Origin of the sequence: Dyadobacter sp. BE31 (assembly GCF_031457695.1) — a bacterium.
Taxonomy (GTDB): domain Bacteria; phylum Bacteroidota; class Bacteroidia; order Cytophagales; family Spirosomataceae; genus Dyadobacter.
In genome coordinates this window covers 382,251-397,713 of the sequence record NZ_JAVDXA010000003.1, presented here as the reverse complement: position 1 = coordinate 397,713, position 15,463 = coordinate 382,251, and the positions used below count along the sequence as shown (strand labels likewise).

At 50.1% G+C, this 15,463-nt stretch carries 12 protein-coding genes; 3 read left to right on the top strand and 9 right to left on the bottom strand.

The features are described 5' to 3' along the window. Nucleotides 1-26 precede the first annotated feature (26 nt). Entirely contained in the window at nucleotides 27-2,156 is a 2,130-nt protein-coding gene (locus J2Y43_RS17380; RefSeq protein ID WP_309984962.1) for a PQQ-binding-like beta-propeller repeat protein, read from the top strand. Here the strand turns inward: J2Y43_RS17380 and J2Y43_RS17375 are convergent, their stop codons facing one another. After that, a complete protein-coding gene (locus tag J2Y43_RS17375) occupies nucleotides 2,157-3,089 on the bottom strand; it encodes an aldo/keto reductase (protein ID WP_309984960.1) in 933 nt (310 codons plus the stop codon). Between the two features lie 135 nt (nucleotides 3,090-3,224). Continuing rightward, entirely contained in the window at nucleotides 3,225-3,647 is a 423-nt protein-coding gene (locus tag J2Y43_RS17370; protein ID WP_223404417.1) for a hypothetical protein, read from the bottom strand. 222 nt (nucleotides 3,648-3,869) lie between these two features. Here J2Y43_RS17370 and J2Y43_RS17365 point away from each other — a divergent pair, with 222 nt between their 5' ends. Further along, nucleotides 3,870-4,487, top strand: a complete 618-nt coding sequence (locus J2Y43_RS17365; RefSeq protein WP_309984957.1) for a GDSL-type esterase/lipase family protein — start codon at nucleotides 3,870-3,872, stop codon at nucleotides 4,485-4,487. 15 nt (nucleotides 4,488-4,502) lie between these two features. Then, the gene (locus J2Y43_RS17360) at nucleotides 4,503-5,228 is read left to right on the top strand and encodes an esterase family protein (protein WP_223404412.1); all 726 of its coding nucleotides are present in this window, start codon (nucleotides 4,503-4,505) and stop codon (nucleotides 5,226-5,228) included. A 6-nt stretch (nucleotides 5,229-5,234) separates the two neighbouring features. Here J2Y43_RS17360 and J2Y43_RS17355 read toward each other — a convergent pair whose 3' ends face one another. The 7 genes from J2Y43_RS17355 to J2Y43_RS17325 form a co-directional block, all read right to left on the bottom strand. Continuing rightward, the gene (locus J2Y43_RS17355; RefSeq protein WP_309984954.1) at nucleotides 5,235-6,137 is read right to left on the bottom strand and encodes a hypothetical protein; all 903 of its coding nucleotides are present in this window, start codon (nucleotides 6,135-6,137) and stop codon (nucleotides 5,235-5,237) included. Between the two features lie 13 nt (nucleotides 6,138-6,150). Beyond that, on the bottom strand, nucleotides 6,151-6,855 hold the full coding sequence (locus tag J2Y43_RS17350; protein ID WP_309984952.1) for a hypothetical protein: 705 nt from the start codon (nucleotides 6,853-6,855) through the stop codon (nucleotides 6,151-6,153). Nucleotides 6,856-6,891: 36 nt separating this feature from the next. Beyond that, entirely contained in the window at nucleotides 6,892-7,254 is a 363-nt protein-coding gene (locus J2Y43_RS17345) for a hypothetical protein (RefSeq protein ID WP_309984950.1), read from the bottom strand. 112 nt (nucleotides 7,255-7,366) lie between these two features. Beyond that, nucleotides 7,367-9,079 (bottom strand): PQQ-dependent sugar dehydrogenase, encoded by a 1,713-nt coding sequence (locus J2Y43_RS17340; RefSeq protein ID WP_309984949.1) that lies wholly within the window; start codon nucleotides 9,077-9,079, stop codon nucleotides 7,367-7,369. 114 nt (nucleotides 9,080-9,193) lie between these two features. Beyond that, a complete protein-coding gene (locus tag J2Y43_RS17335) occupies nucleotides 9,194-9,538 on the bottom strand; it encodes a hypothetical protein (protein ID WP_309984947.1) in 345 nt (114 codons plus the stop codon). 250 nt (nucleotides 9,539-9,788) lie between these two features. Next, nucleotides 9,789-11,669 (bottom strand): RagB/SusD family nutrient uptake outer membrane protein, encoded by a 1,881-nt coding sequence (locus tag J2Y43_RS17330; protein WP_309984945.1) that lies wholly within the window; start codon nucleotides 11,667-11,669, stop codon nucleotides 9,789-9,791. 10 nt (nucleotides 11,670-11,679) lie between these two features. Then, nucleotides 11,680-14,919, bottom strand: a complete 3,240-nt coding sequence (locus J2Y43_RS17325) for a TonB-dependent receptor (protein WP_309984943.1) — start codon at nucleotides 14,917-14,919, stop codon at nucleotides 11,680-11,682. Nucleotides 14,920-15,463: the final 544 nt, after the last annotated feature.

Below are 15,463 nucleotides of genomic sequence, written 5' to 3'. Positions count from 1 at the left end.
TTATACATCTGATTTTTGCAGTTTATATGTTAAAACCCTTATCGTGGTGTATTGGCGGCCTTGCCTTGATACTGGCTGGCGCACAAACAATTTCTGACCAAAACGACGACCAACGCGAGTGGCGTGAGTACCTCGGTGGCCCCGACCGAAACCATTTCTCGCCGTTGACGCAGATCAATAAGGATAATGTCAAAAACCTGAAAGTCGCCTGGACCTGGTCCATGCCCGACTCTGGGCAAACGCAAGTGAACCCGATCATCGTGAATGGCGTGCTGTATGGAGTTACTGCCACCGTGCAGGCCTTCGCGCTCGACGCGGCTACCGGCAAGCAGCTCTGGGTGTTCGGCGATAAATCTAAAAACGGCTCCAATACCAGCCGTGGCCTTACCTATTGGGAGGATGGAGACGACAAACGCATCATGCACGCGATGGGCTCATACCTGTACGCGCTCGACGCACGCACGGGGAAGGTGATCGAGCGTTTCGGTGACAACGGACGCATCGACCTGCATACCGGGCTGCCTGAAACTGCCAAAAGCAAATACATGGTTTCCAACACGCCGGGCACAATCTTCGAGGATCTGATTATTATGCCATTGAGGCTTTCGGAAGAGTCCGACGCGGCCCCAGGCGACCTGCGGGCGTTCAATGTGCGCACGGGTAAGCTCGTATGGACGTTTCATACCATCCCCTATCCCGGCGAGTTTGGTTATGAAACATTCCCTCCCGACGCCTACAAAAACACTTTCACCGGCGCAGCGAATAACTGGGCAGGTACAGCTATCGACCGTAAGCGCGGCATTTTATATGTACCTACCGGATCGGCAGGTTACGATTTTTACGGCGGTAAGCGCAAGGGAGCTAACCTGTTTGCCAACTGCCTGCTCGCACTCGATGCGCGCACCGGCAAGCGCCTCTGGCATTTCCAGACCATGCATCACGACCTCTGGGACCGCGACCTTCCCGCACCTCCCAACCTGATTACCGTCACGCAAACCGGGCCAGACGGCAAACCCCGCAAGATCGACGCGGTGGCGCAGGTCAGCAAACAGGGTTACGTATTCCTGTTCGACCGGGTGACGGGCAAGCCGTTGTTCCCGATCAAGGAAGTTACCGCACCAAAAGACGCATTGCCCGGTGAATATCCCTGGCCGGCGCAGCCCGTACCAAGCAAGCCGGCTCCTTACGCACGGCAGGCTTACACCCTCACCGAGAATGACATCAGCGTTCACGCACCTGATCGCGACTCGTTGAAAATCAAATTCAAAGGATACAAAAAGGCGCTTTTCGCCGCGCCAAGCAAAGAAGGCACGATAATCCTGCCCGGCTTCGACGGCGGCGCGGAATGGGGTGGCGCAGCTGCTGATCCCAACGAGGGAATCTTGTATGTGAACAGCAATGAAATGGCTTGGATTCTGACGATGAAAGACACGCCGAAAGAAAGCGAACTATCCAACCTGAGTCCCGGTGAAAAGGTTTATACCACCTATTGCGTGACCTGCCACGGGCCTCAAAGGAAAGGTAATGCCAAAAGCGGCTATCCGTCGCTTGTGGACATCGGCACACGCCGCGACAAGGCATTTGTGAACCAGCTGGTAAGCTCCGGTAAGGGTATGATGCCCGGTTTTACGATGCTGACGTCCGACGAAAAGCAGGCTTTGGTTTCGTTCCTGTTTGGTGACGAAAAAGTGGAGGCCGCCTCGGAAACGGCTGCTTCGAAGAAGGTCTATCTGCCATATCAAAGCACCGGCTACAACAAGTTCCTGGATGCCAACGGCCTGCCTGCGATTTCACCGCCTTGGGGCACGCTCAATGCGATCGATTTGAACACCGGCAAGTTTCTTTGGAAAATACCATTTGGTGAAGTGGAATCGCTCAAAGCCAAAGGCGTTCCCACCACCGGCACCGAAAACTATGGCGGGCCCGTTGTAACGGCCAGCGGGTTGCTTTTTATCGCTGCTACAAAAGACGAGAAGTTCAGAGCATTTGATAAAAAAACCGGCAAATTGCTCTGGGAAACTCAATTGCCGGCTGCCGGATTTGCTACACCCGCTACCTATGAGGTCAATGGAAAGCAGTATGTGGTGATTGCCTGTGGCGGTACCAAGCTGGGCACCAAAAAGGGTAACCAATATGTGGCTTTCGCGTTGGAATAATCAAATTCCTGCCATCCACTCGCGCATTTTCTTTCGGGCCGTTTCGTCGGGCAAGCGCCCTTCACCGGCGCCCAGATTGTCTACCAGGTGCTTCACATCAGAAGTACCTGGTATCACGCAGGTGACGGCATCATTGCTGATAATGTATTTCAGAAAAAACTGCGCCCAACTTTTGATATCATAATCACCCGCCCACGCAGGCAACTCCTTCCCTTTTACCGCCCGGAACAATGCGCCCTGCTCAAACGGCTCATTGATGATCACGGCCACGCCTTTGTCTTTGGCCGCTTTTAGCAGGCTTTTCTCCGCGTTCCGCGAGCGTATGGAATAGTTGAATTGTACAAAATCAATATTTTCCGATTTCACGATCTGTTCCAGGCGCGTGTGGGAGGCATCGGTATAATGGGTAATTCCGATATAACGAACCTTTCCGGCAGTTTTCCAGTCGCGGAGCGTTTTAAGGTGTGTTTCCCAATCCTGCAAGTTGTGCACCTGCATCAGATCGATCTTTTTGCGCCTCATTTTCCGCAACGAAGCAGTCATCTGGTCGATCCCCTCCTGCTTGCCGGTTGTCCATACCTTTGTGGCAAAGAAAAATTGCTCGTTCAGCTTCAAATCCGTGGTCAGGTCACCGATTACCTGCTCGGCGCGCCCGTACATAGGGGAAGCATCGATGAGTTTGCCACCCATTTCCTGCATTTTTTGCAATACCTCTTTCAACGGCCCACGCTCAGAAGCGCCGGCTCCAACGTCGAATTGCTGCCAGGAGCCCAGGCCAACTACCGGCAGACGTTCGCCGGTTGACGGGATTTTCCTTTCCAGTATCATTTTGAGATCGTTATGGGCTGAGGAAGAAAACGGGCTTAATGCCAGTCCGGCACCGGCGGCAGCCAGTCCGGCAAGCGCCTCCCGTCTTGAAAAATTATGCTTCATTGGCTGGTTAATGGGTTTAGAAGTGTTCAAGTTACGAACAAATCGCATTGGGAGCACCTGAAACGCCAAAAATGAGAAAAGGAGCCAGGATACTCCTGACTCCTTTTGCTGCACTTCACACCAAATCTGAATCTATTACTTTTTTTCGATGGATACTCCAATCTTGTAATCTTCCAGCTTGGGTGATTTTGGAAGTTCCGGATAAGGAAGCACCTCCGAGATGGTCAGTACGTACTCTGTTCCTCCCAGCTTGAAACCCTGTTGGTTTTTGGAATCACCCTTGAATTCGAAATCCACACTCACCTGGTTCGAAGCGTCGGAGATCGCGAGCACCAATTTCGCACTTCCCATCGAAACGCAGTTGGCGTTCACCGGGCAGCGGCTGTCGGTCACCTCTTTGAGCTCCACTTTCAGATCGCTGCCCGAAGTACGAACCGTTGCTGCCTTCTGATAGGTCAGGCTGGTTGGATTCAGATCAGCCTGAGGTGCGGCGTCGTCCTTTTTGTCGCAGGAAATAGCTGCAAAACAGATTAATGCGAGTAAAATCGTTCTTTTCATGCCAATAGTAGTTTGAATTATAATGCAGAGAAACCGAACAGCGGCCGATGGTTGTAACCGATTTATAAAAAATTATATTTCTTGTAGTATTCCGACGACGATTGGCCCGATTATTTGATAATTCTCATTCCCATGACCATTATTTAACCATATGTTAATTTCCCGTACTTATTTTTACGGTTAAACACCCAAAATCAGCGAGATACCGAAAATCAGGAAAATATGGTCTGGTACGAAGAGGAAGTACAAAGAGTCGAAAAAGAACGGTCCACATTAAACTATGAGCCTGATACGATCTTCTACGGAAGTTCAAGCTTTACATTGTGGACGAGCTTATACGAGGATTTCGCGGAATTTAAACCGGTTAACCTGGGTTTCGGAGGCTCCACGCTGGCGGCTTGCGTTTGGTTCTTCGAACGTATTATGACCACCGTAACGGCCCCTGCGCGCATTGTCATCTACGCCGGCGACAACGACCTGGGCGACGGCCGGCACCCTACGGAGGTGCTGCTGTTTTACCGCCAGCTTGTTGCACTGGTTCGGGGACGTTTCGGCGATATTCCCTGCTTTTTTGTGTCGATAAAGCCGAGCTTGCAACGGTGGGACATCATCACGTCGATCAGGGCTGCCAACGAGCTGATCCGCGAGGAGACCGAAAAAGATCCGAATCAGCATTACGTTGATATTTTCCCGCTGATGGTGAACTACCAGGGCTACCCGCGCAAGTCACTTTTCGAAGCGGACGGGCTGCATTTGAGCGCAGATGGCTATGCAATTTGGAAGAAAGTGATCAGTGAAAACATATATGCCGTTAACGGGGCACTTCAAAAAACTTCTTAAACAAACCTCTTCGTCATGGAAAGAGCGTACCACAAGTGGTTTAGTCCGATTTTGGGTAAGTCGATGGAAATGCTTGTATTTGGTCAATCGGGAACTCCTGTCATATTTTTCCCGACGCGCTCAGCCCATTTTTACGATTTCGAAAACTGGCGGGTGATCGACGCGATGAAAGAGAAGATCGATGCCGGTTTCATACAGGTTTACTGCGTCGACAGTATCGACAGCGAAAGTTTTTACTCCGACTCCCCTCCTCCTTTACGCATTGCCCGCCACATACAATACGAAAAGTACATTCTCGAAGAAGTAATCCCGTTCATCCGGACGCAGAACAAAAAGCGCGAGCTTATAGCCGCAGGTTGCAGCCTCGGCGGATACCATGCAGTGAATATCGCCTTCAAGCATCCCAACATTTTCACAAAAGTAGTAGGCATGAGCGCCCGCTACGATCTCACGCAGGCGCTTCCCTATTTCGCCGACCTCTTCGACGGGTATTTTGATGAAAATATCTATTATAACATGCCCAATCACTTTGTACCGGGCATTTCAGACCCCAAGTTGCTTCAACAACTGAGGGGAATGGAAATCACGCTCGTGATCGGGCGCGAGGATACTTTTCTGGACAATAACCGCCACCTAAGCGATTCACTCCACCAGCTCAACGTGCCGCACCAGTTTTACATTTGGGACGATGAAGCCCACCGGCCAAGGTACTGGCGGGAGATGGTCAAGATTTACTTGTAGTTACGCCTACCAGTTCAGCAACGCCCATTCGTTCGTCGACCCGGAAGTAAGTAGAAAGGTCCTTTGCGGACCTAGCGAGAGCATTTTGTCGATCGAAAACGGCAAGTCCATTGAGTCGATCCTTTGCAGCCTGTCCGTCACTTTTATGACATCGATGCCGTGCATTCCTTTGTTAAGCACCAGGTAATCCTCCGCGAGTTCGAACGACCTGAGCGCTGAAGAGATAGAAGCCATTTCGGTAAAACTTTTGCTGTCGTATTCGAACATTTTAATGTAGCCCAAGCCTCCAACGAACAATCTTTTGCCGTCGCCGGAAAAAGCTATTTGATAGCATATGTTGGGAAGCTCACTGATTTTGATCGTTTTGCCAAACCCGTTCTGATCAAATGGCTGTGCGAAGAGTTCTCCGTGATTGGTTCCGTAGACAATCAGGTTTTGCTGGGGATGCAAAGCCCGGCAAATCGGGTCTTTGCCTTTGGTCTTCGTGATGGCATGTTCGCCGGCATGCCCTGCCACCCACTTAATTACCGCGATTTTCTTTCCTGCAAAGGCGAGCCACGTGCCGTCATGCGCCTCATAAAGTAGCGGCAGCGTGCTGGCTTTTTTATATAAGTCCGACGCCTCCATTCGCTGGTAATCTTCTTTGGGGAGCAACCGGAAACCATTTGGCAGTTGCCTAATTTCATCGTAAACTGAATCGGTGAGTCTGTCGTCGAAAAAGCCTCTCCATTTATAGGCAATATCCTCGTCGGTGGTTTGCCATATCAGGTCCATGGCGCCATTCGGGCGGAGAAGCAGTATTTTCCAGCGATCGGCCATTAAAAAGGAGCCGGTACTTTCCAGCGCATGTGTCAGCTGCAATTGCGTATCCAGCGGCGAGGGTATTACTTTCGATAAGGTCAACTTCATAAAACTCTGGTTTTCAGAACACACCGTTCGTATAAAGACTATCTGCTTTCAATCTCTTTATTTCATCCTGAAATGCTTCCGAGTTCTTTTCCCCGTCAATGGCGATCAGGTAATCCTTCACCCGGAAGTCCTCAACCGGCACATCGTGATACTGCATGCACGGCTGCACTTCGCGGACATATGAGTAGCCGTTTCCACTTTGCTGCAAGCATTCGAAGAATACCAGCCGTACAAATGCGGATTTCGATGAAAGCAGCTGCACATCATAATCCGCGAGCACATGCTGATCAACAGCAAATGGTTTTGAAGTAAATTCCAGTGTTTTGTAGAGGGTCTGCTGCACTTCGCTCTGTGTATCGAACCAGCATTCGAGCTTCACATTGACGAGCGCCGGCGTGTTGTTGACGATATGCAATGTGAGCGGGCTGCGCTTTTGAGTTGGAAACCAGGCGTACACATCTGTTGCTCCCCGCTGGATGGCCGGCCACAGAAAAAATAGCATCGGAATACAGAGAATCACCAGCCCGATGGTTCTATTTTTCCAGAACAGGGCCGCCAGAAGCACTACGCCAAGCAGCCCGGCCAGGTACAATATCCCGAGCGCCCACCCCACCGAGCTGTCGCCGGCGGGGGCGGGTTTCAGGAGGTAGTAAACTACCGTAATCAATAGGATTATGCAGAAAATACCCAGCAATGCGAGGTAAGTAAACTTGATCATTTCAGGTAGGTGTGTATGTGTGAGTGATACTCCGCGTCAGACTTCAAAAGGGAGGTCATACTCCCTTACATTGGGCTTCGAGCTGCGCGTTTTCACGATAATGCGCGCTTTGAGCGGGCTGCCCAGCACCAGGAAATATTTCACATACTGATCTTCGTGGTAAGTCCAGGATTTGTCTTCAAGCAAATATTCCGTAACGCCTTCTTTACCGGCTTTGTAAGCCCATTGCTCTACGATATTGGGTTCGTAGGTGATGTAATGCCCCATGCATATAATCTGTATGCCCGGCTGTGCATTGTTACCGAGCTCCGTGCAGCTTTCCACGAGTACATTAATGCTGGAATTGTCTTCGAGGTCTTTTACCGACCATTGGTCGAGTACAGTTTTAACATTGGCCATAACAGATGTCCTGATTTTCGTTTAGTGAGGGTTGCAAAGAAACAACGCCCATTGAAAATCAGGACAATTCAATTATTTATCGGCAGTCGCAGACTATTTAGCGCCCTTGCGGCTAATTTAACGTATATGCCTTGCTTACCCGGCGGATCTTACCGTCGCTTTTAGTCATGATGTACAGTTCCCCCGTATAGCGGTTGTATTCAATGCGTATATCGACCCGCTTCGAACCCGACATTTCAACCAGATTGGTATCCTTTCCATCGCGGACGATCGTTAGCTCATACACCGAGTTGTCAGTCAATTGGGGATCGATCGTACCATAAAAAATACGGCCGTTGACAATATCCCCGAAGATGTACTTATGCTTCAAAGCCGCTATCGGGCCTTCATACACGTAGCCGCCGCTGATGGCATTCCCGTCGATATGATCGTACTGCAAAAAGGGCTTTTCGAACTTGCCGCTCTCGGTCGCCGGCACCGGATACACATTTTTAAGGTCTTTGGAAGATATACCAAAATTCCCTTCCCGCACATTCCAGCCATAATCGCCGCCTTTCACGATCACATTCACCTCTTCAAAATTGGATTCGCCCACTTCCGCGCTGAACAGCCTTCCGCCATGCCACGCCAGACGGTGCGGGTTACGGAAACCATAGGCATATATCTCCTTATAAATGTCGCCCTTCTCGTCTACGAACGGATTATCAGCCGGAATGCCGTAATGCCCGTTCTTGCTATTATTTCCCAGCGGATCGATGCGGATAATCGTACCGAGCAGCGAATGCAGGCTGTGGCAAAGCTGGGGATATTTACTGATCGTCGAGCCGCCGTCGCCGGTACCTATATATAATAAGCCATAATCCTTGTCTCCTTTCGCGGCATCGGGGTTGAAACCGATGTCCTGCGTGCCGTGCACCACATTAGGCACATTGATGCGGAGCAGCTCTCTTCTTTTTCCTTTAAAAACCTGGCTTTTGACATCGTCGATCTTCCACTCGGAAACTACCCATTGTAAGGCGACCTTGATGGAGTCGTTATAAACGTAATCGGCACGCTTTCCTTTGGGAGCCTCCGTGTGGGTAATATAAATCAAACCGTTACTGAGGTAATCCGGATGGAATGCGAAACTGCCCAGGCCGGTACCCAGGCCCGGTTCATTGACGAAATCCTCAATCTCATTCCTCAGGTCGACGAAAGTGGTTACATCCTTTCCGTTGATCCGGTAAATCAGGCCTCGCTGATCGCTCACGTACAGCGTACCGTCCTGCGACGGGTGCGGGCGCATGTTCGCGATACGCGTGCGGGGCATTTTATCGCTGGATGGTGGGATCGTTACGAAGTTTTCCAGCTCTATCCTCAGCCCCGTTTTAATCACCGGCTGCGCCAGGCGGGCATTCGAAGCCGTGTCTATTTTAACTTCGAGCGGTGCTATGTTGCGCGCTTTCGTCTCCGAAGCAATGTACCCGAGGATCGACCGGATTTCTTCGTCCTTCAAAAAATCAAAGGGCGGCATAATCATCTTATAGCGCTTCGACAGGCTCACAGCCCGTGCATTACCCGATTCGATCGCATGGTTGGGATTTTTAATGAATGCAACCAGCTCTTTTTCCGAAAGCACGCCGGTAACACCACCCAGGCGCGGGCCGATCTCCTCCTGTTCCATGGCATGGCACGAGACACAATGTGTGGTAAAAAGCTCTTTGCCCTGTGAATCAGTACTGGCAAGCTGGCTGCTGGCTGGCGTGGATTGTTTTCTGCCCGCGCAGTTAAACAGGAGGAATGAAGCTGCGGCAATGCAGCAAACAGAACGTAGAACTAAGGTCATTCAGTAACGGGTTAGGTATTTCTCAAATATGACGTTAAAGTTAGCAACCGACCCGGAAACAAAAAAAGCCGGATCGCTCCGGCTCAGTCACTGAATAATGAAGGAATACTATGGTTATCCTACATTTCTTCCGTCTTTATCGAGTTTCACGAGGGCATTTTCCTTGCCGTTCGCTACTTGTAATTCATAATACTGGGCTTTGTCGGGCTCGGTTACCAGAAATGCCTTCTTCACCGTCCAGCCTTTAAAGTCGTCGCTTTTGATTGTCTTCTGAATTCCTTCGGGCAGATCTTCCGTTTTCACGGCCACTTTCTCCTTTTGGTCTGCCTTCGTTGTTTTCTGTGCCACCGCTTCCTGATGTGCTGAATGATCAGCCGTCGCCTGACTGGACGTCTGGGCCTGAACGGAAGTAAACGAGATGAGCGCCAGGGCAAATGCCGATACTACTAGCTTTTTCATAATCCTTGTTTTTTAGACAACTATTAATGTTTTTGACCTCGTGCATTCGCACTGTGCCCATTTGTGTCAACAGGATTATGCCAAAATTTACAATTTATTGATTTTGAGTAGATTACAAATATCCTATTAGTTTAATAGTGTTTACCTAAATCCACGTTTTGTGGGAATTTGTCTTCAAAAACCCTCAATAACGAAAACTGCCCGTACTGTAACAGCACGGGCAGTGATCAAATGGTTTGCTTCTCACCTGTTACTTGTCGTAACCAGGATTTTGAACCAGTTTCGCATTACGGTTGATTTCGTCGCGGCTGAACGGACGGAAATACATCTTGTCTACCCACGTACGGTTCTCATGCGATTTATCCTCCGTCGGAGTGTAGGTATAATCGTAAACGGTCGGATCGTAGTGATACGGCTCTTTCATCGACTTACCTGGCTTGAACTTACCGATTACGGTAATGAACTGCAACGAACGGCCCAAAGTGGTCGGAGCGATCATCCAGCGACGTGCATCGTGGTAGCGCTGCTCTTCGTAAGCCATTTCAATGCGTTTTTCATGACGGTAAGCTTCTTTCAAAGCAGCGCCCGAAACTTTCAAGGCTGGCATACCCGCGCGGAAACGGATCTTGTTCAACCACTCCAATGCAACCGCATCCTGGCCCAATTCAATGCTCGCCTCGATGTAGTTGAATACCACCTCGGTTACGCGGAAGAACGGCCATGGAATGTTCTGACGGTCGGTGTTGTCGTACAATGCAGGGTTCGGATCGATGAACTTGCGCATATAGTAACCGGTACGGCTACCGTTCCAGTCTTCGATTGTGCTGCTGCGGGTATCCAATCCTTTGCGGTTGAATAATGTACCTTTTTCGTCAAGCAAATCATAAGAACCGGTCTGAATCTGGTTAGCGGGGTCTTTCGCATCGGAAGGACGCGGTTTCCAGTTGGCACCATCATACATCACAGTCGCGTAGAAACGTGGATCGCGGTTCGCGTAAGGATTAGCTTTGTGCGTAGGGTTGGTCCATGCGAATGGGGTTCCATCCATCATTTCATAGTCATCCACGAGCAAACCGATCGGCGTATTACCAGCCCAGTTGTGGTAGCCGTTAGGGCCATTGTTCAAACCGGTCTGGCGCGCACCATCCGATGTCTGGCTGGCTGTGAAATAACGACCAAAAATGATGTCGTCTCCACCGGAAGCATCCAGCGTTTTATCGGCGCTGTATCCGGCCATGGCCATGGAAATGTAGTTGATCTTACCTTGCGCAGCGGTAACAGGAGCTGTCAGGTTAAGTTTGTAGCCTGCTTTCAGGTCCAATGCAGCTTTCGCAGCAGCCTGTGCGGCTGTCCAACGTGCCTTGCGGTCGCCGCTGGTGTAGCCCAGGAACTCGGGATTTGGATAGGCAGCAAACAATGCGGACTTCGCTTTGGCAGTGGGAACATCGTGCAGGTCGCTCGCAGCGTACAACAAAATCCGCGATTTCAGCGCCAATGCAGACACTTCCGAAGCACGTCCTTTCTGATCTGCCTTGCCTTTCAGCAATGCAGCGGCGCTATCGCAATCGGCCACGATAAACTTCACACACTCCTCGAAGGTGTTCCGGGTTACAGAATAATCTTCATTCAATGCATATACTTTGGTGACCAGAGGCACCGAACCGTAGTAGCGCACCAACTGCTGATAGTAGTAAGCACGCAGGAAGTGTGCCTCCCCTTTCAAGCGGTCTTTCAAAGTCTGGTCCGTGAAAGTAGACTTCGGCAACTCCTGGATCGCCTGGTTGGCGGCGCGGATACGGGTGTACATAGGCCCCCATCCGTAGGTATCATCCACCCAGCCAAGGTTGGAGGGGCTCAAACTACCTTCGTTCACCGTGTTGATATTCCGGCCCGTGTGGGTAAATACCGCTTCGTCACTCAGCGAGGCAAGCATTTGTTCGCTGAAACCGCCTTGCTGCAAACCCTGGTAAATACCTGTCACAAATCCTTCGGCCAATGCACCGTCTTTCCAGACCTCATCGGTAGGAATTTCGATGGGAGGCGTTACATCCAAAAAGTCAGTGTCGCACGACACCAGCCCGGTTGTGGCCAGCGCCGCCAGAAAAATCCAATTTTTATAACTCAGTTTCATTTTTAAAGTCTTAGAAAGTTACACGTACACCTGCATTAAGAACTCGCGACTGCGGATAGTATTGTCCGTTGGTAGAAGTCGCTTCCGGGTCCCAGATCTTGATCTTGTCGATCGTGAACAGGTTCAATCCGTTTACATACACACGCAGGTTACCTACACCGATTTTCGAACCGATTTCCGAAGGCAGGTTATAACCCAGCTCGATGTTTTTCAAACGCAGGTAATTGTTGCTTTTCAGGTAATAAGTGTTTGCCCCTGGTGAATCCGCGTTGGTGAGGTTGGTATAGTAGGTATTGTTACGGTTAGCCAAACGCGGGTCTGTCGAGCTTGGGTTGTCGATCGTCCAGCGGTGGTCGTAAGCGTATTTCAAATAGTTACCAATGTCACCCGATTCGGTCTGGCCTACATATTGCAAACCACCCGCAGCGCCCTGGAACAGGATCGTCAGGTCAAATGCTTTGTAGCCGAGGTTGATGTTTACACCACCGGTGAATTGCGGACGGTTGGTTTTTTCCGAACGGACCATATCATCCTTGGTGATTTTACCATCATTGTTTACATCCTTGAACTTCATGTCGCCCGGACGAAGCGTACCTGTAATACCGGAGTAATTGATTGTATTGGCATCGATTTCAGCTTGGTCGCGGAAAACACCGTCATATTGGTATGCAAGGAACGCCTGGTAAGGGCGGCCGGTAGTCGTCTGATAAGAAGGAATACCCGGCGTTTCGTTCCAGTATTTGATTGTGTTTTTAGCATAACCACCATTCACACCCACCGAGTAGGTAAAGTTGTCGACAGAGCCATCGTAGCTAATCTTGAATTCAAAACCTTTGTTTTGCAGCTTACCCAGGTTTACAGGAGGAAGCTTGCCGTCGATACCTGCCGACGAAGGCGTTGAACCCGTCATCGGGATCAGGATTTTCGAACGGTTGTTAACAAAGTAGTCGATTTCAAATGCGATACGGTCCTTCCACAAAGTACCTTCAATACCGAAGTTGGAGTTGTTGGCTACCTCCCAGGTAAAGTTATTGTTCGCCACGCGCGATTCAAGCAGCGTTTTTACCACCTGATCGTTCACGATGTAAGTACCGAAGCCCATCGTATTCAGGTATTGGTATTCGGCCAGGTTTTCGGTACCGAGCAAGTACGGCTCAGCACCCATTTGTCCCCACGAAGCACGCAATTTCACGTTGTTCACGAAGTGGATATTGTTTTTCCAGAAGCCTTCTTCTGAAATACGCCAACCGGCCGATACCCCCGGGAAGAAACCGAAACGGCCTTGTTTCGGGAACACGTAAGAACCATCCGCACGCCACAGGAACTCGGCGAGGTATTTCTCTTTAAAGTTGTAGCCCACGCGACCAAAGTAGCTCAAACGTGCGCGTTTGTACAAATCACCATTGTTGGTACCCGAGTTACCGATGTTCTGCTCAGGCGTACCACCCGCAAAAAGCTGGTCTACAACCGGAGAGATGAAATAGCGGCGGTAAGCGAAGAAACCGTCGGCATCAACAGTCTCGCGCTGCGCACCTACCATTGCATTGAAGCTGTGTGAGCCGAATGTCTTCTCGTAAGAAGCCTGGCCGGTCAATTGGATCGAAAGCTCCTGCGAAGAAGTTTCTGTCAAACGCGGATCGTTGAATGTCGAACGCACAGTTCCTGTCAGCAAGGGAGTCGTGCCATCTGCTTCGTAGGTCTTTTTATCCCAGTAATAAAGCGTCCATGGCTTCTGGAACGACTTCTGACGACGCATTTGCTTATCAATAGCCGCCATTGCTGTCACTTTCAAGCCCGGTACACCAGGCACATCGATGTCCAGCTGGCCGTTGGTCTGAATATAGTCACGCTTGTCGTTGTTATAGCCGGTCGTGTTGGTTGTGATAACGGCCGGGTTCTGTCCGTTCTCGATATCGGGCCCAGGGCGTCCGTCAGGCCAGATCGCGATTTCGGTAGGCTTTCCGCGCATGAGCATACGGAAGATATCGCCCGCGCCACCCCCGTTGGGGAAGCGGCGGAACTCCTCACGCATAACCACGCCCAGCTTAGCAGTTACGTATTTGTTGATCTTCGTATCGAGGTTCACACGCATGTCGTACTGCTTGTAACCTGTCGCGGAGTTCACATAGTTACCATCCTGGTTGATATAACCCAATGAAGCAAGGTACTTGATATTCTCGCTACCGCCCGTTAATTGCAGGTTGTGGCGCTGCTGCGGCGACCAGTTGCGGATTACCGCGCCATACCAGTCGGTGTTAGGGTGGGTCAGCGGATCGGAACCGTCGCGGAATTTCTGAATGTCGGTTGGGGTAAACACCGCATTCAGCACGTTTCCGTTGTCGGTACGGGTATACGCGCCATTGGTATTAAATCCTTGCAATGCACCCTGCCATTGTCCTACGGGCAGGTTGTCGTAGATCTGCAATTCGTTACGGATAGTCGCATACTCCGCTGCATTCGACATCTGCGGTGTGCGGGTTGGCTGGGCTATCCCCAGGTTGAGGTCGTAAGAAAGCTGTGGTTTACCGCTCTTTCCGCGTTTCGTGGTGATCAGGATTACCCCGTTACCCGCACGCGAACCGTAAATCGCCGCAGCGGCATCTTTCAGTACCGAAATACTCTCAATGTCGGCCGGGTTCAAACGGTCGAGACCACCGGAACGGTTAGGCACACCATCCACCACGATCAGCGCATTGCTGTTACCGAGGGAGTTGGTACCGCGGATACGGATCGCCGAGCCGTCGTAACCTGGCTCACCGCTCGCTTGTACCGCAGAAACACCCGGCAAGCGACCGCCCAATGTGTTGGAGAGGTTAGTTGAAGGCGCTTTTTGAAGCTCTGCACCTTTCACGGCAGTCACCGAACCGGTCAGGGTTGCTTTCTTGGCAGTACCATAACCCACGACCACGACCTCGTCTAATGCTTTGGTATCCGTTGCCATTTTCACATCCAGGCTGGTTTTATTGCCCAGCGGGATCTCCTGTGTAATGTACCCGATGAAAGAAAACACGAGCGTTGCCGTACCCGGCGCATTCACAGTATAGTTACCCTCGATGTCCGTTACCGTACCTGTCGATGTCCCTTTTACCAGGACGCTCACTCCGGGCAGTCCCTGCCCCTGCTCATCATTCACTTTTCCCTTCACCGTTACGTCCTGAGCGTACGCACCAGTCATGACCAGTAAGGTCAACAGAAGGGAGTAAAAATACCGCGTTAGGCTACGGTACTTTTCCCGTTCAGAAATCATCATAGATTAAGTATAGATAGATAGTAGATAGTTAAAAAAATTATAAAAAAATGAAAAGATATTACAACTGGGTTTCATGCATAAGCCCTTGTTTTTCAACAAGTCAGAGAAGTGTCTACCATACACAATTTGTCTTACTTATAATTTCTAAAATCCTATTTCTAAAATATCGCTCGTAACCGGTGGGCGATTTATTTGTACTTGACAGGGGAGCTAAACTCGAAAATGTTATATTTCGTAATCCGGCAGTACCGAGGCGGACTGTATGAGTAACCGGATGTACAAAAAGATATGAAATTATTTACATAAACAAGCATTCCTGCTTTCTGAATATGTTTTCTTGAAAAATAACCACTAGTTACTTAACGTATACTCGTAACCGGCCTCTATACGCAGCAACTAGTTGGATGGGCAACAAAAAACCGCCCCCATTGCATGGAAACGGCATTTATAAGATAGTAATAACAATTTTGCAGAAACTTACCTGATTTTTGCAGCTTCGCCCGCAAATGCGTGTGCGTAAACGATCAAATCTTTTAAAAATTAT

Coding starts and splice junctions, on each gene's coding strand:
- J2Y43_RS17345 (WP_309984950.1), bottom strand. CDS start 7,254: ATGGCCAATGTTAAAACTGTACTCGACCAATGGTCGGTAAAAGACCTC.
- J2Y43_RS17340 (WP_309984949.1), bottom strand. CDS start 9,079: ATGACCTTAGTTCTACGTTCTGTTTGCTGCATTGCCGCAGCTTCATTC.
- J2Y43_RS17330 (WP_309984945.1), bottom strand. CDS start 11,669: ATGAAACTGAGTTATAAAAATTGGATTTTTCTGGCGGCGCTGGCCACA.
- J2Y43_RS17365 (WP_309984957.1), top strand. CDS start 3,870: ATGGTCTGGTACGAAGAGGAAGTACAAAGAGTCGAAAAAGAACGGTCC.
- J2Y43_RS17355 (WP_309984954.1), bottom strand. CDS start 6,137: ATGAAGTTGACCTTATCGAAAGTAATACCCTCGCCGCTGGATACGCAA.
- J2Y43_RS17350 (WP_309984952.1), bottom strand. CDS start 6,855: ATGATCAAGTTTACTTACCTCGCATTGCTGGGTATTTTCTGCATAATC.
- J2Y43_RS17360 (WP_223404412.1), top strand. CDS start 4,503: ATGGAAAGAGCGTACCACAAGTGGTTTAGTCCGATTTTGGGTAAGTCG.
- J2Y43_RS17335 (WP_309984947.1), bottom strand. CDS start 9,538: ATGAAAAAGCTAGTAGTATCGGCATTTGCCCTGGCGCTCATCTCGTTT.
- J2Y43_RS17370 (WP_223404417.1), bottom strand. CDS start 3,647: ATGAAAAGAACGATTTTACTCGCATTAATCTGTTTTGCAGCTATTTCC.
- J2Y43_RS17380 (WP_309984962.1), top strand. CDS start 27: ATGTTAAAACCCTTATCGTGGTGTATTGGCGGCCTTGCCTTGATACTG.
- J2Y43_RS17325 (WP_309984943.1), bottom strand. CDS start 14,919: ATGATGATTTCTGAACGGGAAAAGTACCGTAGCCTAACGCGGTATTTT.
- J2Y43_RS17375 (WP_309984960.1), bottom strand. CDS start 3,089: ATGAAGCATAATTTTTCAAGACGGGAGGCGCTTGCCGGACTGGCTGCC.